The sequence below is a fragment of the Pseudomonas sp. 8 R 14 genome (genome assembly GCF_900005955.1).
Taxonomy (GTDB): Bacteria; Pseudomonadota; Gammaproteobacteria; order Pseudomonadales; family Pseudomonadaceae; genus Aquipseudomonas; species Aquipseudomonas marginalis.
In genome coordinates this window covers 235,121-252,221 of the sequence record NZ_CVTH01000058.1, presented here as the reverse complement: position 1 = coordinate 252,221, position 17,101 = coordinate 235,121, and the positions used below count along the sequence as shown (strand labels likewise).

13 protein-coding genes are annotated in these 17,101 nt (G+C 63.6%); 12 read left to right on the top strand and 1 reads right to left on the bottom strand.

The genetic code is table 11. The features are described 5' to 3' along the window. The first annotated feature begins 111 nt into the window (after nt 1–111). The 12 genes from glnE (at nt 112) to BFQ01_RS13555 (ending at nt 14,657) form a co-directional block, all read left to right on the top strand. On the top strand, nt 112–3,051 hold the full coding sequence (gene glnE / locus BFQ01_RS13610; RefSeq protein ID WP_065925671.1) for a bifunctional [glutamate--ammonia ligase]-adenylyl-L-tyrosine phosphorylase/[glutamate--ammonia-ligase] adenylyltransferase: 2,940 nt from the start codon (nt 112–114) through the stop codon (nt 3,049–3,051). A 54-nt stretch (nt 3,052–3,105) separates the two neighbouring features. Next, nucleotides 3,106–4,140 carry a lipopolysaccharide heptosyltransferase II gene (gene waaF, locus BFQ01_RS13605; protein WP_027604956.1) on the top strand — a complete coding sequence of 345 codons (1,035 nt, stop codon included), beginning with the start codon at nt 3,106–3,108 and terminating at the stop codon, nt 4,138–4,140. Nucleotide 4,141: 1 nt separating this feature from the next. Further along, the gene (gene waaC / locus BFQ01_RS13600; RefSeq protein WP_065925670.1) at nt 4,142–5,203 is read left to right on the top strand and encodes a lipopolysaccharide heptosyltransferase I; all 1,062 of its coding nucleotides are present in this window, start codon (nt 4,142–4,144) and stop codon (nt 5,201–5,203) included. Further along, on the top strand, nt 5,203–6,327 hold the full coding sequence (locus tag BFQ01_RS13595; RefSeq protein WP_065925669.1) for a glycosyltransferase family 4 protein: 1,125 nt from the start codon (nt 5,203–5,205) through the stop codon (nt 6,325–6,327). The genes waaC and BFQ01_RS13595 overlap by 1 nt, the downstream gene beginning before the upstream one ends. Continuing rightward, nucleotides 6,324–7,130 carry a lipopolysaccharide core heptose(I) kinase RfaP gene (gene rfaP, locus BFQ01_RS13590; RefSeq protein ID WP_065925668.1) on the top strand — a complete coding sequence of 269 codons (807 nt, stop codon included), beginning with the start codon at nt 6,324–6,326 and terminating at the stop codon, nt 7,128–7,130. The genes BFQ01_RS13595 and rfaP overlap by 4 nt, the downstream gene beginning before the upstream one ends. Next, a complete protein-coding gene (locus BFQ01_RS13585; RefSeq protein WP_065925667.1) occupies nt 7,130–7,864 on the top strand; it encodes a lipopolysaccharide kinase InaA family protein in 735 nt (244 codons plus the stop codon). Before rfaP ends, BFQ01_RS13585 begins: the two co-directional genes overlap by 1 nt. After that, entirely contained in the window at nt 7,861–8,613 is a 753-nt protein-coding gene (locus tag BFQ01_RS13580; protein ID WP_065925666.1) for a lipopolysaccharide kinase InaA family protein, read from the top strand. Before BFQ01_RS13585 ends, BFQ01_RS13580 begins: the two co-directional genes overlap by 4 nt. Next, a complete protein-coding gene (locus BFQ01_RS13575) occupies nt 8,613–10,055 on the top strand; it encodes a lipopolysaccharide kinase InaA family protein (protein WP_065925665.1) in 1,443 nt (480 codons plus the stop codon). The genes BFQ01_RS13580 and BFQ01_RS13575 overlap by 1 nt, the downstream gene beginning before the upstream one ends. Nucleotides 10,056–10,245: 190 nt before the next feature. Continuing rightward, the gene (locus BFQ01_RS13570) at nt 10,246–11,232 is read left to right on the top strand and encodes a sugar ABC transporter substrate-binding protein (protein WP_065925664.1); all 987 of its coding nucleotides are present in this window, start codon (nt 10,246–10,248) and stop codon (nt 11,230–11,232) included. Continuing rightward, nucleotides 11,232–12,755, top strand: coding sequence for a sugar ABC transporter ATP-binding protein (locus tag BFQ01_RS13565; RefSeq protein WP_065925663.1), 1,524 nt, complete (start codon nt 11,232–11,234; stop codon nt 12,753–12,755). The genes BFQ01_RS13570 and BFQ01_RS13565 overlap by 1 nt, the downstream gene beginning before the upstream one ends. Beyond that, on the top strand, nt 12,748–13,734 hold the full coding sequence (locus tag BFQ01_RS13560) for an ABC transporter permease (RefSeq protein ID WP_065925662.1): 987 nt from the start codon (nt 12,748–12,750) through the stop codon (nt 13,732–13,734). The genes BFQ01_RS13565 and BFQ01_RS13560 overlap by 8 nt, the downstream gene beginning before the upstream one ends. Continuing rightward, nucleotides 13,731–14,657 (top strand): ABC transporter permease, encoded by a 927-nt coding sequence (locus BFQ01_RS13555; protein ID WP_065925661.1) that lies wholly within the window; start codon nt 13,731–13,733, stop codon nt 14,655–14,657. The genes BFQ01_RS13560 and BFQ01_RS13555 overlap by 4 nt, the downstream gene beginning before the upstream one ends. Nucleotides 14,658–14,827: 170 nt before the next feature. Here the strand turns inward: BFQ01_RS13555 and BFQ01_RS13550 are convergent, their stop codons facing one another. Further along, a complete protein-coding gene (locus BFQ01_RS13550; RefSeq protein WP_065925660.1) occupies nt 14,828–16,927 on the bottom strand; it encodes a TonB-dependent receptor family protein in 2,100 nt (699 codons plus the stop codon). Between the last annotated feature and the right edge of the window lie 174 nt (nt 16,928–17,101).

The following is a 17,101-nucleotide window of genomic DNA, read 5'->3' as shown; positions in this document are numbered from 1 at the left end:
CAAAAATTACATATTTTCAGCTATTTATCACCTTTGTTCGACAGTCCTTCATCGAGCGCGGTGCTTGCCTTCACAGCAGCAAGCCATTTACACGCCGACCAAGGATAGACCATGAGCCTTCCAACGCTGGCCGAACTGCCGGCCATTCTGTTGCCAAAGGCCCAGCGGGCCGAGCAGTCATTTCGTGACGCCGTGGCCGCGCTGGACGACGATCATGGCCTTTCTTCGTGGACGCCGCAACGGTGGGCCGACTTCGCCCGGGTGTGCGCCGCCAGTGATTTCGTCATTGAACAGAGTGTTCGTGACCCTTTGATGTTGCTCGAGCTGGCGGCCTGGGGCGAGCTGGACCGCGGCTTTGCGCCGGGCGAGCTGTGCGGGCAGATTGCCGGTGCCGTGCAACAGGCCGAAACAGAAGATGAGCTGGGCCGCGTACTGCGTCGTCAGCGTACGCGCCAGCAAGTGCGCATCATCTGGCGCGACCTGACCCGTCAGGCCGACTTGGTGCAAACCTGTCGTGACCTCTCCGACATGGCCGACGCCAGCATCGACCAGGCCTACCAATGGCTGTACCAGCGCCACTGCGTGCAGTTCGGCACACCGACCGGGCGGCGCAGCGGCGAGCCGCAGCATATGGTCATCCTCGGCATGGGCAAGCTCGGTGCGGTGGAGCTGAACCTGTCGTCGGATATAGACCTGATCTTCGCCTACCCCGAGGGCGGCGAAACCGTGGGCGTGAAGCGCTCCCTGGATAACCAGGAGTTCTTTATTCGTCTTGGTCAAAAATTGATCAAGGCCCTCGACCCGATGACCGTCGACGGCTTTGTGTTCCGTGTCGACATGCGCCTGCGTCCCTACGGTTCGGCCGGCGCCCTGGTGCTCAGCTTCAACGCGCTGGAGCAGTACTACCAGGACCAGGGTCGCGACTGGGAACGCTATGCCATGATCAAGGCGCGCGTGGTCGCCGGTGACCAAATGGCCGGTGCGCAGCTGCTCGATATGCTGCGGCCGTTCGTGTACCGCCGTTACCTGGACTTTTCCGCCATCGAGGCGCTGCGCACCATGAAGCAGCTGATCCAGCAGGAAGTCCGACGCAAAGGCATGGCCGACAATATCAAGCTGGGCTCGGGCGGCATCCGCGAAGTGGAATTTATCGCCCAGGCGTTCCAGCTGATCCATGGCGGCCGCGACCTCAGCCTGCAGCAGCGGCCGCTGCTCAAGGTGCTCGGCACCCTGGAAGGCCAGGGCTACCTGCCGCCGGCGGTGATCGCCGAGTTGCGTAATGGCTATGAATTCCTGCGTTACACCGAACATGCGATCCAGGCGATTGCCGACCGCCAGACCCAAATGCTTCCGGACAGCCCTGAAGACCAGGCGCGCATTGCCTTTATGCTCGGGTTTGCCGACTGGGCGGCCTTTCATGAGCGCCTGATGCATTGGCGTGGCCGTGTGGACTGGCACTTCCGCCAGGTGATTGCGGATCCTGATGAAGAAGAAGGGGCGGAAAGCGAGTTGGTCGTGGGCGGAGAATGGCTGCCGCTGTGGGAAGAGTCCCAGGATGAAGAGGCCGCCTGCCGTCAATTGGCTGAAGGCGGCTTCACCGACGCCACCAAGGCCCTTAAAGCCTTGGCCAGCCTGCGCAACAGCCCGCAACTGCGGGCCATGCAGCGCCTGGGGCGTGAACGCCTGGATGCCTTTATCCCGCGCTTGCTGGCCCAGGCCGTCGAGCACGCCAACCCGGACCTGGTGCTGGAGCGTGTACTGCCGCTGGTGGAGGCCGTCGCCCGGCGTTCCGCCTATCTGGTGCTGCTGACGGAAAATCCCGACGCCCTGCGCCGCCTGCTGACCCTGTGCGCCGCCAGCCCGTGGATCGCCGAGCAGATCACGCGCTTCCCGCTGCTGCTGGATGAGTTGCTCAACGAAGGCCGCCTGTTCAAGCCACCGCTGGCGCCGGAACTTGCCGCCGAGTTGCGCGAGCGCCTTACGCGCATCCCCGAGGATGATCTTGAACAGCAGATGGAAGCCCTGCGGCACTTCAAGCTGGCCCACCGCCTGCGCGTGGCCGCTTCGGAAATCGCCGGCAGCCTGCCGTTGATGAAAGTCAGCGACTACCTGACCTGGCTCGCCGAAGCCATCCTCGAACAAGTGCTGGCCCTGGCCTGGCGCCAGACGGTGGCCCGCCACGGCTCGCCGCAGCGTTTGGACGGCACCTTGTGCGATCCTGGGTTCATCATTGTCGGTTATGGGAAAGTCGGCGGCATCGAACTGGGGCATGGTTCGGACCTGGACCTGGTGTTTATCCACGATGGCGACCCGCAGGCCGAGACCGACGGCGCCAAGCCGATCGACGGCGCGCAGTTCTTCACGCGCCTGGGCCAGCGGATCATTCATCTGCTGACCACCCAGACCAACTCCGGCCAGTTGTATGAAGTGGACATGCGCCTGCGCCCATCCGGCGCATCCGGGTTGCTGGTCAGTTCCCTCGGGGCGTTTGACCGCTATCAACAAAATGAAGCATGGACCTGGGAACATCAGGCCCTGATCCGCGCGCGGGTGCTGGTGGGCAGCCAGGATGTGGGCCAGGCATTCGAGCGGGTACGGGCTAAGGTGCTGGGGCGTGAGCGCGACTTGGCGAAGTTGCGCCAGGAGGTCAGCGAGATGCGCGCCAAGATGCGTGACAACCTGGGTACCAAGGCCACGGCGGCCGGCACCGGCGCCAATGCCTTCGACGCCACGGTGCTGTTCGACCTCAAGCAGGACGCCGGAGGTATCGTCGATATTGAATTTATGGTGCAATACGCGGCTTTGGCGTGGTCTGCGCAACATCCGTCGTTGCTGCGCTATACCGACAATATCCGCATTCTGGAAGGCCTGGAGCAGGTGGGTTTGATGCCCGCCGCCGATGCCCATCTGCTGCGCGAGGTGTATAAGGCCTACCGTTCCGCCGCGCATCGCCAGGCCTTGCAGAACGAGGCCGGTACGGTACCCGGTGATCAGTTCGCTGACGAACGGCGCCAGGTGATGCGAATCTGGCAGGCGCTGGGGTTGGGTTGAAACACTATTAGGGCGGGGAGGCATAAGCCTCCCCGCATCGTTTGTGGAAACTACATGAATATTCTGATCGTTGGGCCCAGTTGGGTCGGTGACATGGTGATGGCGCAGACTCTGTTCCAGAGCCTGCGTATGCGCTACCCGGACTGCCAGATCGACGTGCTTGCCCCCGAGTGGAGCCGGCCGATCCTTGAGCGCATGCCCGAAGTGCGCAAGGCCTTGAGCTTTCCGCTCGGCCACGGTGCCCTGGAACTGGCGACCCGCCGCCGCATCGGCAAATCCCTGGCGGGCCAGTACGACCAGGCGATCCTGCTGCCCAACTCGCTGAAGTCGGCGCTGGTGCCGTATTTTGCCGGTATCCCCAAGCGCACCGGCTGGCGCGGCGAGTTTCGTTATGTGCTGCTTAATGATGTACGCACGCTGGACAAGGCGCGTTACCCGCTGATGATCGAACGCTTCATGGCCCTGGCCTATGCGCCGGGCGCCGAGCTGCCCAAGCCATACCCGCGCCCCAGCCTGCAGATCGACCCGGTGACCCGCGATGCGGCACTCGCCAAGTTCGGCCTGGCCCTGGATCGTCCGGTATTGGCCCTGTGCCCCGGTGCGGAGTTTGGCGAGTCCAAGCGCTGGCCGTCGGACCACTACGCCAAAGTCGCCGAGATGAAGATTCGCGAAGGCTGGCAGGTGTGGCTGTTCGGTTCGAAAAACGATCACTCGGTGGGTGAAGACATTCGCCAGCGCCTGATCCCGGGCCTGCGCGAAGAAGCGGTGAACCTCAGTGGCGACACGTCCCTGGCCGAGGCCATCGACTTGCTCTCCTGTGCGGACGCCGTGGTGTCCAACGACTCCGGCCTGATGCATGTGGCCGCTGCGCTGAACCGCCCGTTGGTGGCGGTGTACGGCTCCACCTCGCCGGGCTTTACCCCGCCGCTGGCCGACCAGGTCGAAGTGGTGCGCCTGGGGCTGGAGTGCAGCCCGTGCTTTGATCGCACCTGCCGCTTCGGCCATTACAACTGCCTGCGCCAATTGCTGCCGCAGCCGGTAACCGATGCCTTGCAGCGATTGCAGGGCGACGTGGTCGAGGTTCACTGAGTTGCGGGTACTGGTAATCAAGACCTCATCCCTGGGCGACGTGATCCATGCCTTGCCGGCACTGACTGACGCGGCACGGGCGATCCCCGGCATTCGCTTCGACTGGGTGGTGGAAGAAGGCTTTGCTGAAATCCCCACCTGGCACCCGGCGCTGGACAAGGTCATCCCGGTGGCGATCCGCCGCTGGCGCAAGAACCTCTGGCAAACCTTCAAGAGCGGCGAGTGGCGGCGCTTCAAGCAGCAAGTCCAGTCGACCAAGTACGATCTGGTGATCGATGCCCAGGGCCTGTTCAAAAGCGCCTGGCTGACCCGCTACGTGCGGGCTCCGGTGGCCGGATTCGACAAACACTCGGCCCGTGAGCCGATTGCGGCGCGCTTCTACTCGCGGCGCCTGGCCGTGGCCCGTGGGCAGCATGCGGTGGAGCGTTTGCGCCAACTGTTCGCCGTGGCCCTCGGCTATGACTTGCCCAAAGGCCTGGGCGACTACGGCCTCAGCACCGAAAAACTGCTCGGCCTGCCGCCGAAAAAGCCCTTCGTCCTGCTGCTGCACGGTACTACCTGGGACACCAAGCATTGGCCCGAGGCCTACTGGCGCGAGTTGGCTGAACGTATGGGCCGCCTGGGCGTGGACGTGAAGTTGCCCTGGGGCAACGCCGCCGAAAAGGCCCGTGCGGAGCGCCTGGCCCAAGGCCTGAACAACGCCGAAGTGCTGCCCAAGCTGAACCTGGCCGGCGTGGCCCGGGTATTGGCCGGCGCCCGCGCCTGTGTGGCGGTGGACACTGGGCTGGGGCATTTGGCGGCGGCGCTGGATGTGCCGACCATTTCCCTGTTCGGCCCCACCAACCCCGGCCTGACCGGCGCCTACGGCAAGGGCCAGATTCACCTGGCCAGCGACTTTGCCTGTGCGCCGTGCCTGCAAAAACAATGTACCTATCAACCGACGGCCGACGACCTGCGTCGGTTCGACATCAAGCGCGAGTCGCCCCTGTGTTTCACGCGCTTGAACCCTGAGCGTGTGGCAACCCGGCTGAGCACGTTGTTACTGGCTGAGGAGCTGCACTGATGCAACTGGCTTTTGTTCTGTACAAATATTTCCCCTTCGGCGGCCTGCAGCGCGACTTCATGCGCATCGCCCTGGAGTGCCAGCGGCGCGGCCATCAGATTCGTGTCTACACGCTGATCTGGGAGGGCGACATTCCGCCCGGCTTCGAAGTGCTGGTGGCGCCGGTCAAGGCGTTCTTCAACCATCGGCGCAACGAGAAGCTCAGCGCCTGGATGGAGGCCGACCTGGCCAAGCGCCCGGTGGACCGCCTGATCGGCTTCAACAAGATGCCCGGCCTGGACGTGTACTACGCCGCCGACGGCTGCTTCGAAGACAAGGCACAAAACCTGCGCCATTCGCTGTACCGCAGTTTTGGCCGCTATCGCCACTTTGCCGAGTACGAGCGCGCGGTGTTTGCCAAGGACGCCAAGACCGAAGTCTTGATGATTTCCGAAGTGCAGCAGCCGCTGTTCATCAAGCATTACGACACGCCGCTGGAGCGCTTCCACCTGCTGCCACCGGGTATTGCCCAGGACCGCCGAGCGCCGCCGAATGCGGCCGAGATTCGTGAGGGGTTCCGCAAGGAGTTCAACCTGGGTGATGACGACCTGCTGCTGGTGCAAATCGGTTCCGGCTTCAAGACCAAGGGCGTCGACCGCAGCCTTAAGGCCGTCGCCGCGTTGCCGGCCGAGCTGAAAAAACGCACGCGCCTGTTTGTAATTGGCCAGGACGACCCCAAGGTATTCCAACTGCAAAGCGCCACCCTCGGGCTGGGCGATAACGTGCAGTTCCTCAAGGGGCGCAGCGATATTCCGCGCTTCCTGCTGGGCGCCGACCTGTTGATCCACCCGGCGTACAACGAAAACACCGGCACCGTGTTGCTCGAAGCCCTGGTGGCCGGGTTGCCGGTGCTGGTCTCGGCCGTGTGTGGTTATGCCCATTACATCGCCGAAGCCGACAGCGGCCTGGTGCTGGACGAGCCGTTTGAACAGGCTCAGTTGAACCAGTACCTGGCGCAGATGTTGACCGATTCTGCACAGCGCGCGGCCTGGGGCCGCAATGGGTTGGCCTTCGCCGAGACGGCCGACCTCTACAGCATGCCGCAGCACGCTGCGGATGTGATTCTGGCGGAGCCAAAACGATGAAGTTGATTCTTGCCGAACCGTTCAAGACGTTATGGGCCGGGCGTGATGCCTTCGCCGAAGTCGAGAAACTGCAAGGCCAGGTATTCCGTGAACTGGCGGCGCGTCGCACGCTGCGCACCGAGGTGGATGGCCGCCCGTATTTCGTCAAAATCCACCGCGGCATCGGCTGGGCGGAAATCTTCAAGAACCTGATCACCGCCAAGCTGCCGGTGCTCGGCGCAGGCCTGGAATGGGATGCCATTCACCGCTTGCAGGCGATCGGCGTACCGACCATGACCGGCGTGGCCTTCGGCGAAAAGGGCAGCAACCCGGCGGACCAGCACTCGTTCATCATCACCGAAGAGCTGGCGCCGACCATCAGCCTTGAAGACCTGACCGTCAACTGGGTCGCCGAACCGCCCACACCTGCACTGCGCCATGCGCTCACGGCCGAACTGGCGCGCATGGTCGGCGACATGCACCGGGGCGGCGTGAATCACCGCGACTGCTACCTGTGCCACTTCCTGCTGGACACGTCCAAGCCGATCGATCCACGCAACATCAAGCTCTCGGTGATCGACCTGCACCGGGCGCAAATGCGCGCCCATCTGCCGCTGCGCTGGCGCGACAAGGACCTCTCCGCGCTGTATTACTCGGCGTTGGACATCGGCCTGACCCGGCGCGATAAACTGCGCTTCCTCAAGGGCTACTTCCGCCAGCCGTTGCGCCAGGTCCTGGCCGAGCAGTCGGCGTCCCTGGGCCTGATGCAGCGCAAGGCCGACAAGCTCTACGCGCGCAAGCAACGTTATGGGGATGCGATCTGATGGCGGGTTGGAACCTGGAGCCTGCCTACGCCGCCCTGGCGGATGATTTTGGAAGCCTCGAAGCGGTATTTGCCCTGCAAGGCGAGCGGCTGACCCGCGACCCGCTGTCGGAAGTGATCCGGGTGGAGCGTGGCGGGGTCAATTACTACGTCAAGCGCTATACCGGTGCCGGCAAGGGCCTGCGGCGCTACCTGGGCAAGCCGCGGGTCAAGTCCGAATGGCAGAACCTCAAGCGCTTCGCCAAGTGGGGCATTCCCACCGCCGATGTGGTCGCCTGGGGCCTGGAGCGCAGCGGCCTGGCCTATGATCGTGGCGCAATGATCACCCGCGAGTTGCCGAGGACCGAAGACCTCTCGGTCCTGGCCGAACGTAAGGATGCGCGCCTGCGCGACCCCAAGTGGGTCAGCGCGGTCAGTCGCCAGCTCGCCGAATACACGCGCACCATGCACGATCATCGCTTTACCCATAACGACTTGAAGTGGCGCAACCTGCTGATCGACGACCAGGCCACCCTGTACCTGATCGATTGCCCCAACGGTGATTTCTGGCGCGGTTTCTGGCTCAAGTACCGCATCACCAAGGACCTGGCCTGCCTGGACAAAGTGGCCAAGTATCACTTGTCGGCCACTCAGCGCCTGCGCTTCTACATGCAGTACCGTGGGTGTCGGCACCTGAGTGAGTCGGACAAACGGCGGATTCGCCACGTAGTGAAGTTTTTCGAGGGACGTGAATGAGTGATTTCCTGGCGGCTGAAGATCGCGCCCTGCTGGAGCGCCACGGCCTCGCGACATTCGACGCCCTGTGGGCCCGGCAACTGGACGCGGTGGACGAGCCGAACACCAGCCGTGGCGGCTGGAGCAGCGTGTTTCGCCTGGAGCTCGACGGCCACGGCTATTACCTCAAGCGCCAGAGCAACTACCTCACGCGCAGCTTGCACCGGCCTTTGGGCGAGCCCAGTTTCTCCCGCGAGTTCCGCAATATCAGCCGTTACCGCAAGCTCGGGATCCCGGCGCTGCAGGCGGCGTTCTACGGCGAGCGCAAAGTCGCCGGTGAACACCGCGCGATGCTGCTGACCCGTGCCCTGGACGGCTGGAATGACCTGGATTCATTGCTGGAGCAATGGGCGCAACTCAGCGATGCCCAGCACTGCGCGATCCTGCTGGCCTGCGGTCAACTGGCGCGCCGCCTGCACAGCGTCGGCCAGGTGCATGGCTGTTTCTACCCCAAGCATATTTTCCTGCAGGCCACCGGTGACGGCTACGCCGCGCAGTTGATCGACCTGGAGAAAACCCGCCCGCTGTTGTTCGGCTGGCGTGACCGGGTCAAGGACCTGGAGCCGTTGTTGCGCCGTGCGCCACAGTGGTCCGACGCCCAGGTGCGTCAACTGCTGGCGGCTTACCTCGATCAGCCCGAAGGCAGCGCACTCGTCACCACCTGGCTGCAACGCCTGACGAAGCGGCGTAGCCACAAGGAGAACCGCTGATGCGCCTGTCCGAGTTGAAAAGCGCCGGTCGCAGGCCGAGCCTGCCCCTCACCATCGACCTGGCGGATGCCGCCGGCCCGGGCCAACTGCAACTGCTGAGCCTGTTGCGGGTATTGCCGGGTGAGCGTTACGTGGGCGCGGCGGTATGGCGCGGGCGTCCGGTGCTGGCCAAATTATTAGTGGGCAGCAAGGCCGCACGGCATTTCCAGCGTGAACTCAGCGGCGTACGCCTGCTGGCCGAGCAAGGCCTGACCACCCCGCTGTTGCTCGCCGATGGCTTGCAGGACGGCGAGGGCGGCTGGCTGCTGTTCGAGTTTATCGAAGGTGCCGAGAGCCTGGCCGATGCCTGGCACGCCGTTGAAGCGCTACCGCCACTGGCCGAGGAGCAAACCGCCGTGCTGGCCGAGGCCCTGGGTGCGATCGGCCAGATGCATGCCAAGGGCCTGTGGCAGGAAGACCTGCACCTGGACAACCTGCTGCGCCAGGACGGCAAGCTGTACTTGATCGATGGCGCCGGCATTCGTGTGGAGGAGGCGGGCAAGCCACTGTCGCGCAACCGCGTGCTGGAAAACCTCGGGGTGTTTTTCGCCCAGTTGCCGAAAAACCTCGAGCCGTTTACCGAAGAACTGCTGGTGTACTACCTGCTGAGCAACGGCGAGCACGCCTTGCCCCTGCAAGCCCTGGAAAAACAGGTGCGCAAGGTCAGCGCCTGGCGCCTGAAGGACTTGTTGAACAAGGTGGGCCGCGACTGCACGCTGTTCAGTGTGGTGCGTGGCGCCTTTGCCTTGCGTGCGATCCGTCGCGAGGAAGAACCGGCGATGCTGCCGGTGCTGGAGCAGGCGGATGCGTTGCTCGACCAGGGCCACCTGTACAAGACCGGTGGTGCGGCCAGCGTGGCCAAGGTCGACGTAGCCGGCCGGCCCTTGGTGATCAAGCGCTACAACATCAAGGGCGTTGCCCATTGGCTCAAGCGCTTCTGGCGCCCGAGCCGCGCCTGGCATTCCTGGCGCGAAGGCAATCGCCTGGCCTTCCTCGGCATCGCCACGCCCAAGCCGCTGGCCGTCCTGGAAAAGCGTTTTTTCTGGCTGCGCAGCCGCGCTTACCTGGTCACCGAATACCTGCCGGGCCCGGACATCATCGAGCGGTTCGCGCCCTATATCGAACACGGTGACGCGCCGGAAAACGAACTGTTGGCGCTGGACCAGTTGTTCGCCGAGCTGATTCGCGAGCGCATCAGCCATGGCGACTTCAAGGGCCATAACCTGTTCTGGGATAAGGATCGCTGGTCGCTGATCGACCTCGACGCGATGTGCCAACACAGCTCTGCCGCCAGCTTCGCCCCGGCGTATGCCAGGGACCGTGCGCGGTTTATGCGGAACTGGCCTGAGAGTAGTGCGTTGTATCAGCTGATTGATCAGCGTTTGCCGAAGCAACCGACCTGACCGTTCCCGCGCAGGGTGACCGATCAAGAGCTGTTGCCTGAGCAACAGTTATCAGACAGTTGTTGGCCCAGAACGACAGCCCGCCTTAACCCGCAAACGTTATCCCCTTGATTTGATGTAATAAAAAACCTGGCACGGGCTCTGCAATGCCTCTTGGTGAACCCTTTCACCCGTCGCAGCGGAGCCCTGTATGCCTTCCAGCCTTTCCTCGCTTTCCCGTTTGATCTGCCTTGGCGCCGCGCTGTTGCTGGGCCATGTCGTCGGTGTCCAGGCCGCCGAGGGCGATGAGGCTGTGCCGTCCCTGGCCGGCAAGCGCATTGCCGTGAGCATGACCGGCACCAGTCACTATTTCGATATCAAGGCGTTCCAGGCCCAGGTCGATGAGATCAAGCGCCTGGGCGGCACGCCGATCACCCTCGATGCCGGGCGTAACGACAAGAACCTGGTGACCCAGCTGCAAACCGTGGTCACCCAGAAGCCCGACGCCGTGATCCAGACCCTCGGCACCCTCAGCGTGATCGATCCCTGGCTCAAGCGCATCAGCAAGGCTGGCATCCCGCTGTTCACCATCGATGCACCGTCCCAGTACAGCCTCAACAACACCACCTCCGACAACGTCGCCACCGGCAAGGCGTTGGCCGAACAATTGATCAAGGACGCCGGCGGCAAAGGCAAGATCCTGGTGTTCAACGGTTTCTACGGCGTGCCGGTGTGTGCGATCCGTTATGACCAGTTGAAGCTGGCGCTCAAGGATTACCCCCAGCTGGAAATCATCCAGCCGGAGCTTCGCGACGTGATCCCCAACACCGTGCAGGATGCTTATTCCCAAGTCTCGGCGCTGCTCAACAAGTACCCGGCGGGCAGCGTCTCGGCGATCTGGTCGGCGTGGGACATTCCGCAGTTGGGCGCGAGCAAGGCGCTGATCGATGCCAGGCGCACCGAGATCAAGACTTACGGCGTCGACGGTACGCCGGAAGTGCTGGCGCTGCTCGGCCAGGCAAATTCGCCGGTGGGGGCGGTGGTGGCGCAGCAGCCGGCGTTGATCGGCAAGACCGCTGTGCAGAACGTGGCGCGCTACCTTGCCGGGCAACGAGACCTGCCCAAGGAAACCCATGTGGCCACGCTGCTGACCACCGCGGCCAACCTGGACCAGGTTCAGCAACTGCGGGGTGACTGATGCCGGCATTGGTCCTGCAACACTTGCATAAACGCTTTGGCGCCACCCTGGCGCTGGATGACGCAAGCCTTAAAGTCGAACGCGGCAGCATCCACGGCCTGGTGGGGGAGAACGGTGCGGGCAAGTCGACCTTGATCAAGATCCTGGCCGGCATCCACAAGGCGGACGCGGGGCAGGTGAGTATCGATGGCCAGTCGTACGCCGCCTTGTCACCGCGTCAGGTGGATGCGCTGGGCGTGCAGTTCATCCATCAGGAGCGTCTGTTGCCCGCCAGTTTTACCGTGGGCGAGGCGCTGTTTTTCGGGCATGAATTGCGGCGCGGGCCCTTTGTGGATCGACGTCGGCAGCAACGTGAAGCCGAGCGCTTGCTGGCGGAATATTTTGATCTGCAATTGCCCGCCGGTGCGCTGGTGAGCGAGCTGAACAGCGCCGAACGCCAGGTGCTGCAAATCACCCGGGCGTTGATTCGCCAGCCGAAGATCCTGGTGTTCGACGAGCCCAGCGTGGCGTTGGTCAAGCGCGAGGTCGACCAGTTGCTGCGCATCGTCAAGCGCCTGCGCGACCAGGGTTTATCCATCCTGTACATCTCCCATTACCTGCAGGAAATCGACAGTCTGTGCGATGAAGTCACGGTGCTGCGCAATGGTCGGGACGTGGCGGTGGTGCAGCCCCGGCATACGTCCAGCGCCGAGATTGCGCGGCTGATGGTCAATCGCGAGGTGCAGGAGATGTACCCCAAGGCCAAGGTTGCACTGGGAGCGCCGCTGTTGCAGGTACGCGGGTTGAGCCTGGCGCGGCGCTATCGGCAGATCGATCTGGACGTGCGGCGCGGAGAAATCGTCGGCCTGACCGGGCTGGTCGGCTCGGGAGCCAAGGAGTTGTTCAAGACACTCTTCGGTGTCGAGCGCGCCGACAGCGGCAGTGTGCATCTGGACGGGCGTTTGCTGCGCCTGCGTTCGCCGGCCCAGGCGATTGCCGAGGGCATTGCGCTGGTGCCGGAAGAGCGGCGCAGCCAGGGGATTTCGCCAGTGCTTTCGGTGCTGGAAAACCTGACGCTGGCGGGGCTCGGGCGGTTCAGCCGCTGGGGCTTGTTGAGCCGCCGCAAGGAGCAGGCGGAAAGCCTGCGGCTGATCGACGAATTGGCGATCAAGGCGCCTGGGCCCCAAGTGGCGGTCAGCCAGCTCAGTGGTGGCAACCAGCAGAAGGTCGCCCTGGGGAAATGGCTGAGCCGCCGCTCGGCGGTGTACCTGTTGGATGAGCCCTGTGTGGGCGTGGATGTGGGTGCCAAAGTAGAGATATATCGCTTGATCGGACGCTTGGTGGAAGAGGGCGCGGCGGTGCTGGTGTTGTCGTCGGATTTGCCGGAGTTGTTGGGGATCAGTGACCGAATCCTGGTGCTGCATCGGGGTGAGATCGCCGGTGAATTCCGTGCCGGGGAGGCGGACAGCGATCAGTTGCTGGCCTGTGCGACGGGGGCCGTGGCTGCTGCGGCTTTAAGCGCTCGAGAGGTGGAACATGCTTGAAGCGGCGACGCCTGGGTTATCGCAGCGATTGTGGGTGCTGGTGCTGCGCCGTGGGTCGGTGGGGGTTTTTGTGGCGATCCTGATGGGGTTTGCCGTGGCTGCGCCGAATTTTCTGTCGGTGGGTAATCTGGCCAATGTGTTCAGCCAGTCGGCGATCCTCGGCGTGCTGGCCTTCGGGCTCACCTGCGTGATTATCGGCGGCGGTTCGAACGTGGTGGCTGGAGGGCTGGACCTGTCGCTGGCGGCCAACCTGGGCTTGTGCGCGGCGGTATTCAGCCGCCTCAATAATGCCGGCCTGGATCTCGGGTTGACGTTGCTGCTGACCCTGGGCTGCGGTTTGGCGGTCGGCTTGCTGAATGGGCTGGCCGTGGTGGTGCTGCGTTTGCCGCCGTTGCTGGCGACCCTGGCGAGCATGAATGTACTGGCCGGGCTGGAGTTGGTGCTGACGGAGAACACGGTGGTCTCCACGGACTCGCCGCTGTTGGACCTGCTCAGTGGCGGCGCCTGGTTGGGCGTACCGGCCCTGGCCTGGGTACTGCTGGTGACGGCGGGCGTGCTGACGCTGCTGATTCAGCACTCGGCCTATGGGCTGCGCCTGCATGCGGTGGGCGAATACCCCCAGGCGGCCGAAGCGGCGGGCATTGGTGTGCCCGTCTACGTGTTGTCGAGCTATCTGCTGTCCGGTCTGTGCGCCGCCGTGGCTGCGCTGTGTTCGGCTGCGTTCTTCAGCGGCAGCACCACCGGCTCCGGCGACATGCTGCTGTCGGTGGTGGCGATCGCCTTTCTCGGCGTGGTGTTTTCCCGCCGGTTGGTGGCGAGCATTCCGGGGACGTTGCTGGCGGCGCTGTTGATTGGTTTTCTGATCAATGGCTTTCAACTGCTTAACCTCTCCAGCTTCTGGGTCAATGGTGTGCAGGGCATGTTGATCTTGCTGGTCGTCGCGGCGTCCAGTGCATTGAACCGAGGGGCGACGGCATGAGCGCACGCGCAGTATTGCCGCTGACATTGCCACTGGTGTTCACCCTGATTGTCGTGGTGTTTGCGCTGCAAGCGCCGGGCTTCCTCAGCGCAGGCAACCTGCAAAGCCTGGTGCTGAACAACTTCGTGCTGCTGGCGATTGTCGCCATCGGCATGACCTACGCGGTGGCGGCCGGTGGCATCGACCTGTCGGTGGGCACGGCGCTGGACTTTGCCAGTTTCAGCTTTGTGGTGCTGCTCAATGGCGGCCATGGCTGGGCGGTGGCGGCCACGGGCGCGCTGGCGGCGGCGCTGCTGGTGGGGCTGGTCAATGCCGGCCTGATTGCCGGGCTGCGCATCAGTCCGTTCCTGGCCACCCTTGGCACGTTGTTTATCGGCACCAGCGCCCAGCAACTGCTCTCGGACGGCGGCCAGCCGATCTATATCAGCCAAGGCTTGAAGCCTCAACTCATGGGGCTGACACCGCTGCTGGTGGTAGTGGGGCTGGCGCTGTTCTACGGCCTGGCCCTGGCGCGCGGACGCCTGGGCCGTGAGTTGCTGGCCCAGGGCACCCAGCCGCTGCTGGCGTATTACTCGGGGTTATCGGTGCGGCGCATCGTCACCATCGTGGCCCTGGCAACCTCCCTGGCCTGTGGGGTGGCCGGCGTGTTGCTCAGCTCGACAGTCAGCGCCTATGTGCCGCTGTCCGGTAACGCGTTTTTGCTCAATGCGATTGGCGCGGTGTTTATCGGCACCACCTTGAGTCGACAGGGACGGGCGAATGTTCCGGGGACCCTGCTGGGCGTGTTGTTTATCAACGTGATCGCCAACGGGCTGCTGCTGATCGGCTGGAATTTCTACTGGCAGCAGGTGGCGACCGGGGTGCTGATCTTTATCGTGCTGAGCTTCAGTTTCGCCAGTCGGCGGATGCTGGAGCGCGTCTAGTGTTGCACCCCAAAGCTGGACTCCATCCGACGCTTGGGGGCATGAGCAAACTCCCCTTAGGGCATAAACAATTTCAGGCGCCCGCATTCCGGTGGTGAGCGGGCTTGCCACAGGGGTTCCGGTTTGCTGCGCGACAGCGCGGGGCCTCCCACATTGAAGGTGTGGTGCGTTCAGAATTGATACTCGGCACCCGCCCCGGCATACCAGGAGCGCCCAGGCGCCGCTTCGTAGTAGCGGCCATTGCCGTCGCCGACGATCACCGAACCGACGTACTGGCGGTCCAGCAGGTTATCCAGGCGCAGGGTCTGGTGGAAGGTCCAGTGTTCGACCTTCTGCTCGAACCGTGCGCGCCAGTTGAACACGCTGTAGCCCGGCGCGGCGTGTTGGCTGTTGGTGTCTTCGACGTAGACCTTGCTGCGGTACAGGCCTTCGACTGCGGTACTGACCCAGTCCCGGGGTTTCCAGTTCAGCTCGGCGAACAGCGTGGTTTGCGGCACTCCGGGGAGGTAGTTGCCTTTGTCGACGGCAGTTGTGCCGCTGGTGAAGTCGCTGTCATAGGTGGCTTGCAGGCGCGTGTAGGCGAGGTTGGTGCTCCAGTGTTCGGCGAGTTGGTTTTCGATGCCCAGTTCGAAGCCGCGACGCAGGGTGCGGCCGGCGTTTTGGTAAGTGGTGCGCCCTCCGCTGGATTGCTGCACTACCAGTTCGTCCTCGGTGGTGATCTGAAAGAGGGCCGCATTCACGCGGGTGTCCTGGCCAATGCGAGCTTTCAGGCCAACTTCATACTGTTGGCTGACCGATGGCTTGAGCGCAAAGTTGAAGCCGTTCGCCGTGCTGGAATACGCGGACTCGGCCTGGGTTGGGGTTTCGAAACCTTTGCCCGCGCTTACATAACCGTGCAAGTCAGGTGTGAAGGCGTACATGACGCTGATCGACGGCGTGTTCTTCTGGTAGGTCTTGCTGCCGCTGTCGTTGCCGTCGCTGAGGAAGTGATCGTCTACGTCCATTTCCATGGTGCTGTGGCGCAGGCCGGCTTGCAGGGTCCAGTCACCCAGCAGCCAGTTGGCTTGCACGAACGGGTCGAGGCTGGTGGCGGTATCGATTTCATCGCGGCCCAAGGCCCCTTTGACACCATGCACCCCATTGACGGTGTTGGAATAACCTTGGCGATCATCCTGGCTGCGGTCGTAGTCGAGGCCGGTGATCAGGGTCAGCTCGCCGGGTGCGCTGGTGATAGGTTGCAACCAATGGAGGGAGCCGCCATAGAACTTGCGGTCGAAAGCTACCACACCGCCGCGAGCGTTAGCCGGATTGGCGGCGCCACTGCCGAACCTGTCCGGGATCGACAGATACTGAACCACACTCCGCCGCCCGGTATACCCGTTCACCTGCAGCGTCGCATCGCCGAAGTACCGTTCATAATTCATGCCCAATTGCTGATGATCGATACTTTTGCGTGTGTTGTACGTCAGCGCATTGCTGCTCACCGAACGCGGGTCGGCCTTGTAGGCGTCCCAGGTTTGCCCCAGTGGGTCCTGGGTACCGTTCTGCTCCAGGCTGCTGTAGATCAGCGCCAGCCTGCTGTCGTCATCCGGTTGGACATTGAGCTTGGCGAAGGTCTGGTCGCGACGGGCGCTGCTGTGGTCGCGGTAGCCGTTGGTATCCATGCGCGAGGCGTCGAGTACAAAGCCTGCGCCGTTTGCCGCGCCTTCGGCGCTCAGGTGGTTCTTGTTCAGGCCGTCGCTGCCCACCAGGGTTTCGGCGCCGATGCGTGGCGGGCCTTCGCCATCGCGGGAAAACATCTGGATCACGCCGCCGGCATTGCTGCCATACAGGGTGGCGGCCGGGCCGCGCAGCACTTCGATACGCTCGGCGGTGTCGAGGTTGAACGTGGCGGCCTGGCCCTGGCCGTCCGGGGTGCTGGCGGGGATGCCGTCGGCGATCAGCTTGATGCCGCGCACACCGAAGGCCGAGCGGGCGCCGAAGCCACGGGAGGAAATCTGCAGGTCCTGGGCATAGTTCTGGCGGTTCTGCACCACCAGGCCGGGCACGCGGGCCAGGGCTTCGGAGGCGTTGATGCCCAATTGGCCGTCGCTGATCTGCTCGCGACTGATGCCGTCCACCGAGTAGGGCAGGTCGAAGGTCGGGCTGGCGCTGCGCGAGCCGGTGACGACGCTGGGGTCGAGGATCAGCGCGGGGTCATCAGCCTGGGCGACGCCGCACAGGGCGAGCAGGCCGGGCAGCAACAGGTTGAAGCGAGCGAGAGGGGTCATGAGTCAGCCGGAATCCGTGGCGCTTAGGGTGTAAACGCGCAAAAGGGCGCGAGTTTAGTGACTGGGAAGATTTTTATCATTCTGGAATTCGGCTACGCGACCCATCAGCGCGCTCGCACTGCACACACGGCGATGGTGCAGGCGACTCTTGCCGCTAACAGCTTCCCACTGCTT

Bases quoted from the DNA above. Each gene is read 5' to 3' on its own strand.
- BFQ01_RS13555 (WP_065925661.1), top strand. From the start codon at position 13,731: ATGAGCGCACGCGCAGTATTGCCGCTGACATTGCCACTGGTGTTCACC.
- BFQ01_RS13595 (WP_065925669.1), top strand. From the start codon at position 5,203: ATGCAACTGGCTTTTGTTCTGTACAAATATTTCCCCTTCGGCGGCCTG.
- BFQ01_RS13570 (WP_065925664.1), top strand. From the start codon at position 10,246: ATGCCTTCCAGCCTTTCCTCGCTTTCCCGTTTGATCTGCCTTGGCGCC.
- BFQ01_RS13560 (WP_065925662.1), top strand. From the start codon at position 12,748: ATGCTTGAAGCGGCGACGCCTGGGTTATCGCAGCGATTGTGGGTGCTG.
- rfaP (WP_065925668.1), top strand. From the start codon at position 6,324: ATGAAGTTGATTCTTGCCGAACCGTTCAAGACGTTATGGGCCGGGCGT.
- BFQ01_RS13585 (WP_065925667.1), top strand. From the start codon at position 7,130: ATGGCGGGTTGGAACCTGGAGCCTGCCTACGCCGCCCTGGCGGATGAT.
- glnE (WP_065925671.1), top strand. From the start codon at position 112: ATGAGCCTTCCAACGCTGGCCGAACTGCCGGCCATTCTGTTGCCAAAG.
- BFQ01_RS13565 (WP_065925663.1), top strand. From the start codon at position 11,232: ATGCCGGCATTGGTCCTGCAACACTTGCATAAACGCTTTGGCGCCACC.
- BFQ01_RS13550 (WP_065925660.1), bottom strand. From the start codon at position 16,927: ATGACCCCTCTCGCTCGCTTCAACCTGTTGCTGCCCGGCCTGCTCGCC.
- waaF (WP_027604956.1), top strand. From the start codon at position 3,106: ATGAATATTCTGATCGTTGGGCCCAGTTGGGTCGGTGACATGGTGATG.
- BFQ01_RS13575 (WP_065925665.1), top strand. From the start codon at position 8,613: ATGCGCCTGTCCGAGTTGAAAAGCGCCGGTCGCAGGCCGAGCCTGCCC.
- BFQ01_RS13580 (WP_065925666.1), top strand. From the start codon at position 7,861: ATGAGTGATTTCCTGGCGGCTGAAGATCGCGCCCTGCTGGAGCGCCAC.